This window comes from Chryseobacterium jejuense (assembly GCF_017877355.1).
GTDB classification, from domain to species: domain Bacteria; phylum Bacteroidota; class Bacteroidia; order Flavobacteriales; family Weeksellaceae; genus Chryseobacterium; species Chryseobacterium jejuense_A.
This window is the reverse complement of the sequence record NZ_JAGIPR010000005.1, coordinates 394,195-412,008: the sequence shown is the minus strand read 5'-3', so window position 1 is coordinate 412,008 and position 17,814 is coordinate 394,195. Positions and strand designations below refer to the sequence as shown.

Here is a 17,814-nt window from a genome sequence, read left to right as displayed (position 1 = left end):
TTCAAGATAACGCAGATCTTTAGAAGCCTTGTCAAGGCTCATCCGTTGTATTTATTAAATATCCACACACCCTATGTGTAAAAACAAAAAGCCTCAAGTGTAAAAACACTTAAGGCTTATATTATCATTAGAAATCAAAATTATTTCTTAGCAGAAACTTCTTTCTTTCCGTTTCTTAAGATCTTTTCAAGGATTCTTAAAGTAATCAGATACGTTGGCTTTACTCCTGTAAGACCTAGACCACCTGAGGATAGTGTACTTCCTGTTTCCAACGGATTATCCGAAGCATAATACGCATAACAAACGAACAGATCCGGTGAAATATGATGTCTGATCTTAGAGGCTACCTGAATGGCTTTCTGGTAATGAGCTCCTTCCATTTCAAGACCAATCGCTTTCCATGAAGTATTCATAAAATATGAAAGGATATCTTTATTCTGAAGAGACGTTCCTAAAACCGTAATCATTGGTCCTTCAAATGCTTTCAGCTCATCATCTTTAAAATCATCAAGCTTCAGTGCATTTTCAAAAGGATAGTTATCTGCAGTTCCTTCAAAAATGTGAGAAGTGGGGATCATAATATCTCCTTTTGCTCCGGTAAGAATTCCCGCTTTCCCCATAATGGAAACAGATTTCACATGCATCATGTATACTTCTCCTTTATGTTCGTAAGGTTTCAGCAATTCATCCATTACCTCAAAAGCCTGTTCTCCGAAAGCATAATCAAATACCATCACCACATCATCTCCAGAAAATTTAGTATCTGCAAATGGAGTATTCTTTAGATTCATTTTGCTAAGATCAATGATCTGTACATCAATATTACTTCCGCTTTTATCAGCAATATGGATCATACCTTCATCCATGGCAAATTTTAATACCTTATCACGAAGCTCTTTTTTATTGGAGATTTCTTCGTACAGTTTATAATCTACCTCATTGTTGTGCTTCTTTTTAAGAGCATCATTTGCATACAGCATATTTTTCACAGAGTGCATGTTGGCAGAAATGATATGCAACGGACGTGTATGAAGATTATTTTCAAATAAAACTTCTTTCACTTTATTAGCCCATTTCTCACCAAAATAGTGGTGCCCTACTCTTTCCTTTAATATAGCACTGAAATGAATCTCTCTTTCTCTTGATCCTTTTGCATCTTCAAGACTTACTTTTCCTAAGTTATAGATGATTTTAAATAAACGGTCAGGATTATCATCATCTCCAAAAGTATTGTAAGCTCTTAAGGTTTCATCAAAAGATCTTCCTATTAAAGAAGAAAGATGGATTAATGCCACTTCTTTTTCTTTTCTGCTGAATTTCTTTTCACCCTTCACTACTTCTTCAATAATTTTGAAGGCACGTATCGGTTTCCAGTTTTCATCCTGAATGAATGCCAGATTACGGATTTTATCAGCTTCTATAAATAGGAATGTAAGGTGGGTAAGAATGTCATAAATTTCGGAACGGCCCAAAAGAACCTCAATATTCATCTGGTGTTCGTCTATTCTATAACAGTTTCTTCTTCTTTTCTTTGGAACAATAGGTTCGAAACTTCCTTTATCAAAACCTTCATCAGATGTAAGATGAATAAAAGCACATTCTTCAATCCCTTCCGGAAGCCTGTCTAGTACATACATTAAACCATCAAGTTCCAATTTGTTCGGGATATTCATGGTACCATAAATTTCCGGATTGATGGTTTTCAACAAGCTTCTGATACTTTCTCCTGAAACACCTCCTGGCTTGAAAAATCCTCTATAAAATAAGTGTCTCATAGAAATGTATAATCTTTCAATAGCCTCCGTTGTTTCTCTTGCTCTAGAATTTGTCATAAAATAAATTTCACACAAATATACAAAATCTTTGTCCATTTTATTTTAACTATCTTTTAATAAGAAGCTTAAATTCGCATAGGATTGCAGGATGTTTCATATAAAATGCATTTATGATCTGCTCCCTTTAAAAACACCCATAAATATTACATTTTAACTCTTACAGCAGCAAACACCCCTATTCAAAATACACCAAACATCCGTTTAATTTATATAAAATTAACAAGCACCCCTTAAAATTTTAGGGTAAAATAATTTTTGATTCATTTTTTTTGTAAATTTGCCCTATCAAAATTCACCCAAATATGTCAACCTTAAGATTCAAAGCATTAGAAACCCTTCCATTTAAAGATTTCAGAAAAGATAACTCTGTTGAAATTCCTGCAAAATTATCAGAACTATTCTGCCAAAATGTTTTCTCTGAAGAAACAATGAGAGAATATTTAACGAAAGAAGCATTCCAGTCTATTATGGATGCGGTAAAAAAAGGGACTAAAATCCAGAGACACATTGCAGATCAGGTAGCTGTAGCAATGAAAGACTGGGCAATGAGCAAAGGAGTAACTCACTACACTCACTGGTTTCAGCCTTTGACGGGTACAACTGCAGAAAAGCACGATTCTTTCTTCACTCCCATAGAAGGAGGCAGAGCTATCGAAAGATTCAGCGGAAACTTATTGATTCAGCAGGAACCGGATGCATCTTCTTTCCCGAATGGAGGAATCAGAAATACTTTCGAAGCTAGAGGTTATACAGCCTGGGACCCTACTTCTCCGGCTTTTATCATGGGAACTACATTATGCATCCCTTCAATCTTCATCTCTTATACTGGAGAAACGTTAGATTATAAGGCACCTCTTTTAAGGGCTTTAAATGCTGTAGACGAAGCTGCAACCAACGTAATGCAGTATTTTGACAAAAACGTAACAAAAGTAACTCCTACTTTAGGATGGGAGCAAGAATATTTCCTTGTTGATTCAGCGTTATATCAATCACGTCCGGATCTTGTATTGACAGGAAAAACATTACTAGGACACTCTCCAGCAAAAGGACAACAGCTAGATGACCATTACTTCGGTTCTATCCCAACAAGGGTAATGAACTTCATGAAAGAACTGGAAATCGAATGTATGAAGCTGGGAATCCCTGCCACAACAAGACACAACGAGGTAGCTCCAAATCAATTTGAATTGGCTCCTATGTTTGAAGAAGTAAACGTTGCAGTAGATCACAACTCTTTATTGATGGATATCATGGCAAGAGTTGCTCACAAACACCATTTCCACATCCTTTTCCACGAAAAACCATTCGCAGGAGTAAACGGAAGCGGAAAGCACAACAACTGGTCTTTAGCTACTGACACTGGTGAAAACCTGTTAAGCCCAGGGAAAAACCCTAAGAAAAACTTACAGTTTTTAACATTCTTCGTGAATACAATTAAAGCTGTATATGAATATGCAGACCTCTTAAGAGCAAGTATTGCTTCCGCAAGCAATGATCACAGATTGGGTGCTAACGAAGCTCCACCGGCAATTATCTCCGTATTTATCGGAAGTCAGTTGTTCAGTGTTTTAGAAGAGCTTGAAAAAGTAACCAGCGGAAAACTATCTCCGGAAGAAAAAACAGAACTAAAATTAAATGTAGTTGGAAAAATCCCTGAAATTCTACTGGACAATACAGATAGAAACAGAACTTCTCCATTTGCATTTACAGGAAATAAATTTGAAATCAGAGCGGTAGGATCATCTGCAAACTGTGCAGAATCTATGACGGTAATGAACACGATTGCAGCAAAACAATTAGGTGATTTCAAAAAAGAAGTAGATGCTTTAATCGAAACAGGACTGAAGAAAGATGAAGCTATTTTCAATGTATTAAGAGAATACATCAAGCAGTGCAAAAGCATTATGTTTGAAGGTGACGGATATTCTGATGACTGGGCTAAAGAAGCTAAGAAAAGAGGATTAAACAATCTGAAAACCACTCCAGAAGCTCTTAAACAGGAAATGGATAAAAAATTCCTTGATCTTTATGAGGAAATGGGAATTTTTAACCACAGAGAAGTTGAGGCTAGAAATGAAATTAAATTAGAAAAATACTCTACTGTTATTGATATTGAAGCAAGAGTGTTAAGTGATATCGCAAGAAACCACATCATTCCTTCCGCTTTAAATTACCAGAACAGATTAATTGAAAACGTAAAAGGTCTTAAAGAAATCTTTGGTGACAAAGAATTCAAATCTTTGGCAAAAGAACAGATGAGTTTAATTACCAGCATTTCTGAAAATGTTTCTATAATTAAACTTGGTGTTGAAGATCTTCTTAAAGCCAGAGAAGCGGCAAAAAGCATATCAGACAGCCAAAAGCAGGCAGAAGCATACTGCAACAAAGTAAAACCTTTATTTGACGGTATCAGAGAAGCTTCTGATAACCTTGAAATGATGGTAGACGATGAGCTTTGGCCGATGACAAAATACAGAGAGATGTTATTTACAAAATAACTCTGTAAAGTTCCATATTAGTTTAAATTCCTCAGTTTTTCTGAGGAATTTTTTATTACCCCAGTCTCCAGCATAGCTGATTCTCTCTGTTAAGATTTTACAGTCTCTTCACTGAAACATTTTTTATCAAATCTGATTTTACATGGAAAAGAGACATAAGATTTAAAGCCACTTATAAAACATCCATAAAAACCCCATCAATAAAGAGTTTTCAAGAAATTTATTTTGTTTTTTTAACAACAATGAAAATTAGAGTTTTAAATTACAAAACGTGATTTATAGAAGAAAATCGATAGATTTTGTTAAAGAATCTTAATAAAAAAAACCGCAGGCTTCCCAAAAATAAGCAGTTGCGGTTTATTTTTCTTTAACATATGTAAACAATATGTTAAATAGTGTTAAAATAAGATCCTGACAATTATCATATCAGGGGTCTTTTGCTCGGAATCTCTACTTTTGTATTGCTTTTGAAAATAAATATTCCATTTTAACACGGTTAATCAAATATATATGAAGAAAAGAGTTTTGTTTTATCTAGTCGCTTTAGTTACTACAGTATCATTGCAATCGTGTGCTACCAATTATGTAGTGTCAAAACCAGCAACTTACAGTAAAGAATACAAAACAGATGCCAAACTAGCTTCTATTGATAACAAAAAAATGGAGCAGGATAAGCAGAAATTAATCGACTCTTTTCTTGCTGAAAAGGCTGCATCTATAGCAAATGCTAAAAAAGCTGTTAAGAATTCTGAGATTGCAAAAGCAATCAAACACAATAAAACCATTGACGGTATCCTTGAAGAAGCTGAAACATACCTTGGAACTCCTTACAGATACGGAGGAACTACAAGAAGAGGTATTGATTGTTCAGCTTTCGTTCTTTCTGTTTTCGGGGCTGCAGCAGGTCTTACTTTACCAAGAGTAGCGGCTTCTCAGGCTCAGGAGGGTGAAAGAATTGAAAAAGGAGAATTACAGAAAGGAGACTTAATCTTCTTTTCTCACGGAAGAAGAATCTCTCACGTAGGTATTGTAGAAAGTGTTACTGAAGAAGGTGAAATCAAATTTATTCACGCAGCAACATCTAAAGGAGTAATGGTTTCTTCACTGAATGATTCTTATTGGGGACCTAAATTCAGATTCGCAAAAAGAGTCATCAATGCGGAAGGAGAAGCTTACAATAATCTTGCTTCTACTACTCAAGCTACACCAGCAAATTTTTAATTTTATAAATAATTGATTTAAATAATGAAGCCATCAGAATTCTGATGGCTTTTTTATGTATTCTATTTTCCTTATTAAGTTTTGGCTAAAGCCAATGAATATATTGAATTTGATAATTACCGTCTAATATATCTTATAACTAAAAAAGACTTTCAGAAATAACAATACCAGCATAGGCTTTCAGAACCTAGCTATTCCTGTCTATTTCAATATCTAACTTATACAACAGTCCATAGACTTCCGAAAGCGAAAATCTGGCCTTTTTAAGCCTATTTAAAGCCGGATCTATAGAATAGTTGACAGAAGTTCTCAAATCTGTCTTTTCAAGATTAGTAGTATCAAAAACTGCTCCTGACAAATCACAGTTATCGAAGACTGTATTAGACAGATCACATTCTGTAAAATCCACTTCAATCAGCTTAGAATTTTTGAAAACAGTTTTCTTTATGGAGGTCTGATAGAAAACAGAATTATTGAGTACACAGCCATCGAACTTAAAAGAAAGTCCAAAGGCATTACAATCATTAAACTGCAGCCCAAGCATTTTACATTCTTTAAAAGAAGCTCCCCGGAAAGCAGTTGAAGTAAGCTTTGCCATGCTGAGGTTACAACCTATAAATTCACAGTCATTAAAACTAAAACCGGATAGATTTCCGTATTCAAAACTGCAATTCTTAAAGGTACAGTTCTCATACTCACCTTTTTCCAATGGGAATTCTGTAAAATCTGTATTTTCAAAGTTTTGATCTAAAATATAAGCGTCTTTCATAAATAGTAGTGATTTATAGGTATAACAATAGCGTCCACAAATTTTGCAGATCTAAAAGTAAGGTAAATCGTTTTGGAAATAGCTATACTAAGCTGTTCTTATCTGAATAATTAAGTTTAAAGAAAATAAAAGTCATCATGGAAAAGGCCAGCAAAGAACTTCCTCCATAACTGAAATACGGAAGCGGAATTCCTACCGTTGGGAAAAGCCCCATAACCATCCCTAAATTAATGGAAAAGTGCATCAGAAGGATCGAGGCAAAACAATAACCAAATACGCGGTTAAAAGTAGATTTCTGTCGTTCTGCCAGATAATAAATTCGTCCGATGTATACCATATAGCATAAAATAAGGATAGCACTTCCCAGGAATCCCCATTCTTCTCCTACCGTACAGAAAATATAATCGGTTTCCTGCTCCGGAACGAATTTCCCCTGAGTAACCGATCCTTCGCGGTATCCTTTTCCTAAAAGACCTCCGGAACCGATTGCTGTTTTGGAATATAATAAGTTGTATCCTGAAGTATCTCTAAATGCTTTTTCACCTTTGTAAAGAACCTCAATTCTTTCTCTCTGGTGTTTAGGCAACTTTTCTAAAATATAAGGAGAGCCAAATGCCAATCCGCATAATAGAAGAATAGATCCTGAAATTCCGGAGATTGAAATCACATCCCATGACATTCTATGATAATTCATCGCAATCAAAACACCAGCGATGATTAAAATAGCCCCTGCTACATATATTGGCGGAATTGCTAGAGCTACCAAAAAAACAGCAGCAAAAATGAAACCTATTCCAAACAACATTCCACTTAATCCTTCTCTGTATAATGCAATAAAGAATGCAATAAACACTAACATGGAGCCTACATCCGGAATAGCCAATACTACAGCAGCCGGGACCCCAATGATTCCCAAAGCCGTAAATAAAGATTTTCTATTTTTAAGATTAAAATCGGGTCCTGAAACATAGTTGGCCAACATTAACGCCGTCCCAATTTTTGCAAATTCTACAGGCTGCATGGTAAAACTTCCGAACTTATACCAGTTCTTCTGCCCAAGAATTTCTTTTCCAAAAGGGAAAAGCCCTATCAGCAGGAGTACTCCGCCTATATAAATAATACCGGCCATATTTTCGAAGAACTTACTTCTTCCCACAAATATGATAAGCCCTACAAATATAGAGATACAGAAGAACATCAACTGTTTTTCTCCCAGCTTCTGGTCAACACTGTAAATATTAGCAATAGCAAAAATGCAAAGCATGAAGTACAGTCCTAGACCTAATTTATCTATTCCTTCTGTCCATTTCATTGCTTCACAGTTTTTTTAGCAGTGTTATTATTTTTGGCCTTCTCTTCTTCTATTTTCTTTTGGAGCTTGGCTTTTTGTTGCTTAATAAGATCCAGACTATCCTTTATTCTTTTTTGTTTAATTGAATCAGGTTTAGGGTCTTTATAAAGCCCTTTACGTTTCAAATCTGCAATCCATTGCCTTTTGTATTCCGGCATGAAACTCGAGGTAATCATTTTCTTATACAGATTCTCTCTCTTCAAATCACCGGTAATATATTTTTCAGCAATCACTGTACAAGCTGGTCCAGCCCACGTAGCTCCAAATCCTGCATGTTCCATTACTGCAACTACAACAATTTTAGGCTTATCAGCAGGAGCGATCAAGACAAAGATAGAATTATCCTTTCCTTGCGGAACCTGTGCCGTTCCTGTTTTAGCTAACTGTGTAAAATCATTGGATTTCAATCCTCTTGCCGTTCCTCTCAAGACCACAGCTTCCATACCTTTTAGAACAGGTTCAAAATGTTTTGGATCTACTAAAGTTTTATGCTTAACCTTAAATCTTGGATCAGGATTTGGTTTTCCATCAATTGCTTTTACGATATGAGGTGTGTAATACCATCCTTTGTTAGCGATAGCAGCTACATAATTGGCCAGCTGAATAGGAGTTACCAACACATCTCCCTGTCCCATTCCATTATAAATTGCACCAGTTGACATTTCATCCCAGTTTTTAAAATCTGTTCTCTGGGATCCGCTTGCTTTCATGATGGCTTTAAACCTTTTTTCATAAAAATCTCCGGAAGGTATTCTTCCTTTCGCTCCCACCGCAAAGTCATTATTTAAAAACTCTCCAACTCCAAAACTGCTCATGATCTTTTTCCATTCATCAACACCTTTTGAAGGATTCCCGGGATATTTTTTGATGATGGCAATAAATGCATATGTAAAGAAACAGTTACTGGAAACCTGAATAGAAGGAATAAGCGGATCTGCTCCACCGTGCCCTTTAATTCTTTTCCCTTTATAGAAAAATCCACCTCCACAAGGGAAAACAGTCTTTTCATCCATTACTCCCATTTGCATTGCGGCCAAGGCCGTTAACAATTTGAAAGTGGAACCCGGAGGATATCCTGCCTGTAAAGAACGGTCAAAAGTAGGTTTATTTTCATAAAGCGTATCTTTTGACAAGGCATATAAGTTTTTAGATTTATAAGGTCCGGTGAAAAGGTTCGGATCGATGTCCGGTCCGGTTGCAGCCACTAATACTTCACCATTATTAGGGTCTATAGCTACCACTGCACCGTGTTTGTTGACAAGCATTTCTTCAGCCGTTCTCTGAAGATCATAATCAATAGTCAGAGTAATATCTTTACCGGTAACTACATCTTTATCCAACGTTCCGTTTTTATAAGACCCGATATTTCGAAGCCTGATATCTTTTTGGATGTACTTCATTCCTTTTACCCCGCGAAGTTCCTTTTCATAAGACTTTTCCACTCCTGTTTTCCCGATAAAATCTCCTGGCAAATAGTAAATAGAATCTTTTTTAATCTCTTTTTCATTTACTTCACTGGTATATCCTAAAAGGTTTCCGGAAGTAGAAACTTCGTATTGACGCTGAGGTCTCTGTACAATATTAAAAGCCGGATATTTAAAAATAATCTCCTGTACTCTGGCAATATCTTCTCTGCTAAGATCCTTTAAAAAGGTCATAGGAGTAAGCTTAGAATAGTATTTTTCTTTTTTAATAAAATTGATTTTGTTAATGAAATCCGCTTTAGAGATCTTCATCAGACTGCAAAAGCCCAATGTATCAAAATCAGATTTCATCAAACCCTGCGTAAAGGAAATTTCATAAGCAGGTTGGTTTCCTACCATGATCTTACCGTTTCGGTCAAAAATAACCCCACGCTGAGGAATTACATATTCAATTTTAATGGAAGTATTGGCTGCATTCAGTGCATAACGGTCTGTAAACAGCTGTAAATAAGCAAGTCTCGCCACAAAAATAAGGGCGATAACAACAAGGATGGAAAAAATTTTTAAATAACGTGTGTTCAAACTTTTTGTTTGATTTTAAATATTAATGCGTAGATAACGATAAATATAAATGAAATTACACTAGTCACCAAAACATTAAATAATATTTCAAAAAACCTGCTAAACTTAAAGAACTCAATATATTGTACTAAAAGCTGATGCAGGAAGATACTTGAAAATAAAAACAGCAAAAACTGCGCCCATTGCAAGGACTGAAAAGAGAAAAAGTCTGTAGACGTATCTGTAGACGTTCTGAATATCAACGTTCTGAAATAAGCAATCAACGTTGTTGCAAAGGCATTAATCCCCCATGAATAGAGGAAACCATCAATAGACAATCCTATTAAAAAACTTAATGCCAAAAATTGAAATTTGTTTCTGAAAAAAGGATAGAACATGACGAATACAGGATATAATACCGGAGTATACTTCCCGAAAATGGTAATCCTGTTCAATACAAAAATCTGTAATGCAACAAGAAAAATCATGATTAATATATCGGTAACTAAAGTCCTGCTAATCATTTTCCTTTTTTATTACAGCCTGCATCGTGTCCTGGATTTTCTGCACTTCGGCTTTTTTCAGGTTTTTCACGACATACACTTTATTCAACGCTCCCATTTTTTCACTCAGTTCAACAGAAATATCCCAGAAACCGGTTTTATTATCTACTGAATATCCTGCAATTGTACCAATCATTACTCCTTTCGGGAAGATGGCTGATTTACCGTCTGTAACTACAGTATCTCCTACTTTTAAAGCAACATATTTAGGGATATCTGCAAGGTGCATTACCCTGGAGTTATCTCCGTTCCATGTTAAGGTTCCAAAATACCCGGAATTTTTTAGTGCCGCATTAATTCTGATCTTATTGACACTCAATACTGACTGAACCAATGCATAACTGTCTGTAGAATTGATAACAATTCCCGCAATACCTCTCGGCGCCATTACCCCCATCTGAGGGAAGACTCCGTCTCTACGGCCACGGTTGATGGTAAAATAGTTATTTCTTCTGTTGATACTATTGAAAACAATTTCTCCATCAACAAAAGTATAGATTTGACCGCCTCCAATGGTATCATGTACTCTTTTGAAAACAGGGTTTTTAGCCCCGTCTTTTCCATAGAGTTCTGCCATAAGAGCCTTATTCTGAACTACAAGATCTTCATTGATCTGTTTTAGCTTCAGGTAAGAAACTCCCTCATCGATATACCCGGAAATCCATGAATTCAACGCAGCCGTTTGGCCAGCAACCCAGGATCTTTGCATAGCATTTCTAGAGAATATCAGAACCAGAGCAATAATTTGCAGGAATATAAAGAAGACAAAAAGTGTGTTCTTCGAAAATAATCTCAGCAAAAATCCCATTCAGATATATAGTCGTAAAAAGTTAAAATTATTTAATTAAGAAATTGAATTTATCCATATTCTTAAGGGCAATACCAGTTCCACGAACTACAGCTCTCAACGGATCTTCTGCTACAAATACAGGAAGACCTGTCTTTTTGTGGATTCTGTCCGCAAGACCTCTTAACAATGCACCTCCTCCGGCAAGATAAATACCAGTTTTATAAATATCAGCAGCCAATTCCGGTGGCGTAAGGGAAAGCGTTTCCATTACAGCATCCTCAATTCTGATGATAGATTTGTCTAATGCACGGGCAATTTCCTTATATCCAACCATAATTTCTTTAGGCTTACCTGTAATAAGGTCTCTCCCTTGTACCGGGATATCCTCGATGTCTACATCAAGATCTTCTACTGCAGAACCTACTTCAATTTTAATTCTTTCAGCAGTTCTTTCTCCGATATAAAGGTTATGGTGAGTTCTTAAGTAATATGCAATATCATTAGTAAATACATCTCCTGCAATCTTTACAGATTTATCACATACGATACCCCCTAAAGCTACTACAGCAATCTCAGTAGTACCTCCACCTATATCGATAATCATGTTCCCTTCAGGCTTTTGTACATCGATCCCAACTCCTATAGCAGCTGCCATTGGTTCGTAGATTAATCTTACTTCTTTTGCGTTTACTTTCTGAGCAGAATCTCTTACCGCTCTTTTTTCAACTTCAGTAATACCAGAAGGAATACAGATTACAATTCTTAATGCAGGCTGTATGAATTTACCTTTGATTCCAGGAATTTTTTTGATGAATTCCTTAATCATATGTTCAGAAGCGTGGAAATCTGCGATAACCCCATCTTTCAATGGACGGATCGTCTTGATATCCTCGTGAGTTTTACCTTGCATATGTTTCGCCTGTTCACCTACAGCAATGGGTTTACCCGTAGAGCGTTCAATTGCAACAATTGACGGTTGATCTATAACAATTTTATTATTATGGATGATAAGGGTATTGGCTGTTCCCAGGTCTATCGCAATTTCTTGCGTAAACATATCGAATAAACTCATATTTTTCTTCTGATTTTAAGTTTACAAAGATATAAATTAAACACTACTAAAGAAATTTCATCACAACTTAATTTGGTTAAAATTTTATTAAAATTTATAATTCTTTATTAACTTTCTGTTTAGATAATTACAGAGTTTGATTTCAACTAAAATTAACCGGGGAATTTTGACTATAAAAACATAAAGAAAAGCTGAAAATAAATGGATTTGTAAAATTTTCTCTAGCAGTCTTAGTTTTGAGCATTCTCTTTCTTTGTACGATTTACTTCCACTTCTATAGTTTTTTACGATAATTATCATATACACTATCAGAGGATGATTAATTAAAAAAAACGTAAATTTGCGACTGCTTATGTTACAGTATTCCAATATCCATCAAACATCGAATTTTGCCGTGCTTTCAATAAGCTACGAAAAAGCTGATGTAGAAACGAGAGGAAAGTTTGCATTCTTTGATGAAAACATCAAAAACTTTGTTTCCCGCGTCCATCAGGAAGACCTGGGGGATGCATTTGTGGTCTCCACATGTAACAGAACCGAGATCTACACTACTTCTTCCAATTATCTTTTAGTAGCAGAAGAATATTGCAAAACCATCGGAGTAAACCTTACAGATTTTCTTCAATTTGCTAATATCCTGACTAAAGAAGAGGCATTAATACACCTTTTCAGAGTAGCTGCCGGTCTTGAAAGCCAGATTATCGGAGATTTTGAGATTATCGGTCAGATCAAAAAAGCATACAGCCGTTTTAAAAAGGAAAGACAGAATTCTAATCCCTATCTTGAAAGAGCCATTAATGCTGCTATTCAGATTTCCAAAAGGATAAAGAACGAAACCGGAATTTCCAATGGAGCCGCTTCCGTTTCTTATGCCGCTGTTCATTATATCCTAAACAGCCAAAAGAAAATTACTGAAAAGAACATTCTTCTTCTTGGAGTGGGTGAGATTGGACAGAATACGGTGGAAAACCTGGTAAAACATGTTTATCAGCCGAAAATTAAAATTGCCAACAGAACTCAGGAGAAAGCTGAAAAGATTTCCCAGAAATATAATATTCCTCACGTTGATTATTCTGATGTCGACAAGGAATTAAAAAACACGGATATTCTTATTGTTGCTACTGGGGCAAAACACCCAATCATCAACCAGTCGCATTTCCCGAACGGAAAAGAAACATTGGTGATTGACCTTTCTATTCCTCACAACGTTGAAAAGAATGTTACAGAAAATAAAAATGTAACCTTAATTGATGTTGATGAGCTTTCAAAACAGATCCAGGAAACAATTCAACAAAGGGAAAAAGAAATTCCTAAAGCTGAAAAGATCATTAAGGAGCTGATGAAAGATTTTATTGAATGGGAGAAAAAAAGAAAACTAGCACCAAACATTCATCATTTCAAAGCTGTTTTAAAGAACATGGAGCGCAATGAAATGCATAACTTTTACAAGAAAAATAAATATATAGACATCACGGACATGGAACTTTCTGACAAAATGATCCAGAAGATCACCAACCGTTTTGCAAAATATATCATCGATAACCCTTTAAAAGCCGAAGAAATTAGTAAATTAATGCACGAAATATTAGTTGAACAACCAAACAACGAATTCAATGAAAAGCATTAGAATCGGAACAAGAAATTCCGCACTTGCACTTTGGCAGGCTAGAGAGGTTGCGAGGCACCTTCAGAACAACAATTATTTAACAGAAATCGTTCCTATCGTTTCTTCTGGCGATAAGAATCTTAATCAGCCTTTATATTCATTAGGAATAACCGGGGTTTTCACAAGAGACCTTGATGTAGCCTTATTGAATGATGAGATTGATATTGCTGTTCACTCTTTAAAAGATGTCCCTACCCTGTTACCTCAGAATATTGAGATGATTGCCTATCTGGAAAGAGATTATCCACAGGACATTCTGATCAGAAAAGAATCTGCAAAAAACAAAGAACTTCACGAGCTAAAGCTTGCTACAAGCAGCTTGAGAAGAAGGGCTTTCTGGTTAAGACATTTCCCAAATACTGAATTTTCAGATATCCGTGGAAATATCCAGACCCGCCTTCAAAAACTTGAAGATGGAGACTTCGACGCGACCATTTTATCTTTGGCCGGGATCAAAAGAATGAAAATGGAAATTGATTATGAAATGCTCCCAGTAATGATTTCTGCCCCATCTCAGGGCGTTATTGCTGTTGCAGGACATTCCGACAAACCGGAGATCAATGAAATACTAAGACAAATCAACCACCAGCCAACCCAGGTCTGTGTAGAGATTGAAAGAAACTTCCTAAGTACTTTAGAAGGCGGATGTACAGCACCTATTGGAGCTTTTGCAGAAATTATTGAGGATCAGATCCGCTTTACAGCAGCACTTTGCTCACTAGATGGTAAAAACTGCATTGCTCTTGATGAAAACTTCGAGTACAACCCGGAAGAAAATTTTGGAGAAAAATTTGCAAAAGTAGTGCTCGAAAATGGCGGAAAGGAAATGATGGCAGAAATCAAAAGCCAGATCTAGGATTATTTCATTCTATTTAGATTTTATATTTCTTTTTAACTTCTTTTTCATCTTCTAACTCACAGACATGAAAATCTTATTTACCAAAAATATAGACAAAGCAACAATATCCAAAGAATTAGGAGAGGATATCTCGGTTGACTGTGTTGAGGTAATTAAGACCAAGCCTATCCTAATTAGCCCGTTTGAACTGAAAAATTATTCCTTGATTTTTACCAGCGTAAATGGTGTAGCTGCTTTTTTCAAAAACAGATTTAAACCTAATGAAAATTTTACGGCCAAAAACTACAACAAGATCTACTGTGTGGGTGAAAAAACCAAGAAAGCGTTAAGAAAACACGGCTTTGGAACATTTAAAGTTTTAAGGAATGCAGATGCACTTTCCAGATTCATTATAGGAAACTGCCAGCATGAGCAATTCCTGCACTTCTGTGGCAATCTTGCTATTAACGTACTGGATAAGGAACTTCCCTTGCAAAACATTAAGTATAAAAAAATTACGATCTACAACACAGAGGAAACCAATCCTTTAATTCCTGAAAAATATCATGCCGCAGTATTTTTTAGTCCAAGCGGAGTTCGTAGTTTTGCAAAGCAAAATTCCCTGAAAGATATGAAGTTGTTTTCGATTGGAGAAACTACATCCGGGGAATTAAGAAATTATACTCACGAGAACATTTTTACGTCTGAAGAAAACACGCTGAGCTCTATATTTGAGCTGATAAGACAGGAAATTGTGAGCAAACTTTAGAATATCTGTTACCGGATTTAGACGGTGATATTAGTTTAAATAGATTATGATAAAAAACGACCTATATTTAAAAGCACTTCGCGGAGAAACCGTTGAAAGACCTCCTGTCTGGATGATGAGGCAGGCTGGAAGATATCTGCCGGAATTCATTGCTTTAAGAGACCAATATGATTTCTTTACAAGATGTCAGACACCTGAACTTGCTGCTGAGATTACATTACAGCCTATCCGTAGATTTCCTCTAGACGCTGCAATCCTGTTTTCTGATATTTTGGTAGTTCCACAGGCTATGGGAATTGATTTCAAAATGAAAGAATCCGTTGGTCCTTGGTTGGATACTCCGATCAGAACAATGGAACAGGTTCAGAATATCGAAACTCCGGATGTGAACGATACTTTAGGATACGTTTTTGATGCTATTGAATTAACTCTTCAGAAATTAGACAATGATATTCCATTGATCGGTTTTGCCGGTTCTCCATGGACAATTCTTTGCTACTGTGTAGAAGGAAAAGGAAGTAAAGCTTTTGATATTGCTAAGTCTTTCTGCTTCCAACAGCCTGAAGCCGCTCATTTATTACTTCAAAAGATTACTGATACTACGATTGCTTACCTTAAGAGAAAGGTAGAAAAAGGGGTTTCTGCTGTACAGGTTTTTGATTCTTGGGGTGGAATGCTTTCACCAACGGATTATCAGGAATTCTCTTGGCAGTATATCAATCAGATTGTTGAAGCATTAAGTCCACTTACCCATGTGGTAGTATTCGGGAAAGGATGCTGGTTTGCGTTAGAAGATATGACGATGTCTAAAGCTTCTGCCCTTGGTGTTGACTGGACGATTAAGCCGGAATTCGCAAGAACATTAACCAACCACACCATGACTTTACAAGGAAACTTTGATCCAGCAAGATTGCATTCAACACCTGAAACCATCAAAAAAATGGTGAATGAAATGATTAACCGTTTCGGAAAAGACAGATATATTGCTAATCTTGGACACGGTATTCTTCCAAACGTTCCTGTTGAAAATGCTGAAGCGTTCATCAGAGCAGTTGTTGATTGGAAACCAACTATTTAAAACAAGAATTATAACTTTCCCACCGAAAGTTCAGATAATAAAAAAGCCCTATCATATAACTGACAGGGCTTTTTTATATGTTTTTATATCGTTAGCTCAACATTCGTTGTGCTTTTTTAACGCCTTCCACCAAAAGATCAATCTCTTGAAAGGTATTATAAACAGCAAAACTGGCTCTTACGGTTCCGGCAATGTTAAAAAACTCCATGATAGGCTGTGTACAGTGATGCCCAGTTCTTACAGCAATCCCCATTTTATCCAGGATCATTCCTACATCGGAAGCAATCCCGACTCCTTCTAAATTAAAGGAAACAACCCCTGTTCTCTTCGCTTTTTCCCCATATACTTTCAGGCCCTCAATTTCTAAAAGGTGTCTTTGAGCATATTCCAACAAAGCATTTTCGTGGTTTTGAATGTTTTCATGTCCTACTCTGTTCATAAAATCAACCGCTGCTCCCAAAGCAATATTTCCACCTACATTGGGTGTTCCTGCTTCATATTTAAACGGAAGTCCTGCATATGTTGTTCCATCAAAAGAACATGTTGCAATCATCTCTCCTCCTCCATGGAATGGTGGTAAGGCTTCTAGTATCTCACGTTTTCCGTACAGAATCCCAGTTCCCATCGGAGCATACATTTTATGCCCTGAGAACACAAAGAAATCACAATCCAGTTTCTGAACATCGATATTGAAGTGAGGAGCAGATTGTGCCCCATCAATAACCACATAAGCATCCGTATTTTTTCTTGTTTTTGCAATGATTTCTTCAATAGGATTTACAATTCCCAATGCATTAGAAACCTGATTTACAGAAACTACTTTTGTTTTTTCACTTAAAAACTTATCAAAATAATCTAACTGAAGAATTCCATTCTCGTCAATAGGAATCACACGAAGTTTTGCGCCGGTTCTTTCACAAAGCAACTGCCATGGAACAATATTGGAATGGTGCTCCAGGTAGGAAATAATGATCTCATCGTCTTTTTGCAATTTCTGTGTTAAAATATAAGAGATGAGGTTCAATCCTTCTGTTGTTCCTTTTGTAAAAATAACCTCGAAGTCATATTCTGCATTAATGAACTTCTGGATCTTTCTTCTGGAAAGCTCCATTTCTTCTGTTGCTAGTTGGCTTAATGTATGGATCCCTCTGTGAACATTTGCATTAAGTTCTGTATAATATGCGTGACAGACGTCTAAAACCGAATTTGGCTTTTGAGATGTAGCTGCATTATCCAAGTAAACCAATGGCTTACCATTCACTTCTCTTTCCAATATAGAAAACTGGCTTCTTATTTCCTGAATGTCAAACATTTATTTATTTTTTAAATTAAAACGTCCTTATTTAGAACTCTTCAAATTTACGGCTTTTTTTTTGAAA

Annotated in this window: 14 protein-coding genes; 6 read left to right on the top strand and 8 right to left on the bottom strand. The window is 36.1% G+C overall.

The annotated features are described in order from the left end of the window. Positions 1-140: 140 nt before the first annotated feature. Positions 141-1,832: a DUF6909 family protein gene (locus tag J2772_RS12990; RefSeq protein WP_209917279.1), complete on the bottom strand. Its 1,692-nt coding sequence runs from the start codon at positions 1,830-1,832 to the stop codon at positions 141-143. A gap of 305 nt (positions 1,833-2,137) precedes the next feature. Between J2772_RS12990 and J2772_RS12985 the strand changes: the two genes are divergently transcribed. Together J2772_RS12985 and J2772_RS12980 are read left to right on the top strand one after the other, a co-directional pair. Continuing rightward, a complete protein-coding gene (locus J2772_RS12985; RefSeq protein ID WP_209917277.1) occupies positions 2,138-4,333 on the top strand; it encodes a glutamine synthetase III in 2,196 nt (731 codons plus the stop codon). Between the two features lie 510 nt (positions 4,334-4,843). Then, the gene (locus J2772_RS12980; RefSeq protein WP_089735083.1) at positions 4,844-5,554 is read left to right on the top strand and encodes a C40 family peptidase; all 711 of its coding nucleotides are present in this window, start codon (positions 4,844-4,846) and stop codon (positions 5,552-5,554) included. Between the two features lie 187 nt (positions 5,555-5,741). On the opposite strand, the gene J2772_RS12975 is transcribed toward J2772_RS12980, so the two are convergent. The 6 genes from J2772_RS12975 to J2772_RS12950 all read right to left on the bottom strand — a co-directional run bounded on the left by J2772_RS12975 (position 5,742) and on the right by J2772_RS12950 (position 12,084). Next, positions 5,742-6,323, bottom strand: a complete 582-nt coding sequence (locus J2772_RS12975) for a pentapeptide repeat-containing protein (RefSeq protein ID WP_209917275.1) — start codon at positions 6,321-6,323, stop codon at positions 5,742-5,744. Between the two features lie 82 nt (positions 6,324-6,405). Further along, positions 6,406-7,635 (bottom strand): rod shape-determining protein RodA, encoded by a 1,230-nt coding sequence (gene rodA / locus J2772_RS12970; protein ID WP_209917273.1) that lies wholly within the window; start codon positions 7,633-7,635, stop codon positions 6,406-6,408. Next, positions 7,632-9,680: a penicillin-binding transpeptidase domain-containing protein gene (locus J2772_RS12965; RefSeq protein WP_209917271.1), complete on the bottom strand. Its 2,049-nt coding sequence runs from the start codon at positions 9,678-9,680 to the stop codon at positions 7,632-7,634. Before J2772_RS12965 ends, rodA begins: the two co-directional genes overlap by 4 nt. Then, positions 9,677-10,183, bottom strand: a complete 507-nt coding sequence (locus J2772_RS12960) for a rod shape-determining protein MreD (RefSeq protein ID WP_209917269.1) — start codon at positions 10,181-10,183, stop codon at positions 9,677-9,679. The genes J2772_RS12965 and J2772_RS12960 overlap by 4 nt, the downstream gene beginning before the upstream one ends. Further along, positions 10,176-11,030, bottom strand: coding sequence for a rod shape-determining protein MreC (gene mreC, locus J2772_RS12955; protein ID WP_209917267.1), 855 nt, complete (start codon positions 11,028-11,030; stop codon positions 10,176-10,178). Before mreC ends, J2772_RS12960 begins: the two co-directional genes overlap by 8 nt. 28 nt (positions 11,031-11,058) lie before the next feature. Further along, positions 11,059-12,084, bottom strand: a complete 1,026-nt coding sequence (locus tag J2772_RS12950) for a rod shape-determining protein (RefSeq protein WP_045491741.1) — start codon at positions 12,082-12,084, stop codon at positions 11,059-11,061. A gap of 352 nt (positions 12,085-12,436) precedes the next feature. Here J2772_RS12950 and hemA point away from each other — a divergent pair, with 352 nt between their 5' ends. The 4 genes from hemA (at position 12,437) to hemE (ending at position 16,435) form a co-directional block, all read left to right on the top strand. Beyond that, entirely contained in the window at positions 12,437-13,711 is a 1,275-nt protein-coding gene (hemA, locus tag J2772_RS12945) for a glutamyl-tRNA reductase (protein ID WP_209917265.1), read from the top strand. After that, positions 13,698-14,606: a hydroxymethylbilane synthase gene (gene hemC, locus J2772_RS12940; protein ID WP_209917263.1), complete on the top strand. Its 909-nt coding sequence runs from the start codon at positions 13,698-13,700 to the stop codon at positions 14,604-14,606. Before hemA ends, hemC begins: the two co-directional genes overlap by 14 nt. 67 nt (positions 14,607-14,673) lie before the next feature. Beyond that, on the top strand, positions 14,674-15,357 hold the full coding sequence (locus J2772_RS12935; protein WP_209917261.1) for a uroporphyrinogen-III synthase: 684 nt from the start codon (positions 14,674-14,676) through the stop codon (positions 15,355-15,357). A 46-nt stretch (positions 15,358-15,403) separates the two neighbouring features. Then, positions 15,404-16,435 (top strand): uroporphyrinogen decarboxylase, encoded by a 1,032-nt coding sequence (gene hemE / locus J2772_RS12930; protein ID WP_209917259.1) that lies wholly within the window; start codon positions 15,404-15,406, stop codon positions 16,433-16,435. A gap of 91 nt (positions 16,436-16,526) precedes the next feature. Here hemE and J2772_RS12925 read toward each other — a convergent pair whose 3' ends face one another. Beyond that, entirely contained in the window at positions 16,527-17,747 is a 1,221-nt protein-coding gene (locus J2772_RS12925; RefSeq protein WP_209917258.1) for a cysteine desulfurase, read from the bottom strand. Positions 17,748-17,814 lie beyond the last annotated feature (67 nt).

Excerpts from the sequence above, each read along its gene's own strand:
- hemA (WP_209917265.1), top strand. The coding sequence starts at position 12,437 with ATGTTACAGTATTCCAATATCCATCAAACATCGAATTTTGCCGTGCTT.
- mreC (WP_209917267.1), bottom strand. The coding sequence starts at position 11,030 with ATGGGATTTTTGCTGAGATTATTTTCGAAGAACACACTTTTTGTCTTC.
- rodA (WP_209917273.1), bottom strand. The coding sequence starts at position 7,635 with ATGAAATGGACAGAAGGAATAGATAAATTAGGTCTAGGACTGTACTTC.
- J2772_RS12925 (WP_209917258.1), bottom strand. The coding sequence starts at position 17,747 with ATGTTTGACATTCAGGAAATAAGAAGCCAGTTTTCTATATTGGAAAGA.
- J2772_RS12960 (WP_209917269.1), bottom strand. The coding sequence starts at position 10,183 with ATGATTAGCAGGACTTTAGTTACCGATATATTAATCATGATTTTTCTT.
- J2772_RS12990 (WP_209917279.1), bottom strand. The coding sequence starts at position 1,832 with ATGACAAATTCTAGAGCAAGAGAAACAACGGAGGCTATTGAAAGATTA.
- J2772_RS12935 (WP_209917261.1), top strand. The coding sequence starts at position 14,674 with ATGAAAATCTTATTTACCAAAAATATAGACAAAGCAACAATATCCAAA.
- J2772_RS12950 (WP_045491741.1), bottom strand. The coding sequence starts at position 12,084 with ATGAGTTTATTCGATATGTTTACGCAAGAAATTGCGATAGACCTGGGA.
- J2772_RS12980 (WP_089735083.1), top strand. The coding sequence starts at position 4,844 with ATGAAGAAAAGAGTTTTGTTTTATCTAGTCGCTTTAGTTACTACAGTA.
- J2772_RS12975 (WP_209917275.1), bottom strand. The coding sequence starts at position 6,323 with ATGAAAGACGCTTATATTTTAGATCAAAACTTTGAAAATACAGATTTT.
- hemC (WP_209917263.1), top strand. The coding sequence starts at position 13,698 with ATGAAAAGCATTAGAATCGGAACAAGAAATTCCGCACTTGCACTTTGG.
- J2772_RS12985 (WP_209917277.1), top strand. The coding sequence starts at position 2,138 with ATGTCAACCTTAAGATTCAAAGCATTAGAAACCCTTCCATTTAAAGAT.
- hemE (WP_209917259.1), top strand. The coding sequence starts at position 15,404 with ATGATAAAAAACGACCTATATTTAAAAGCACTTCGCGGAGAAACCGTT.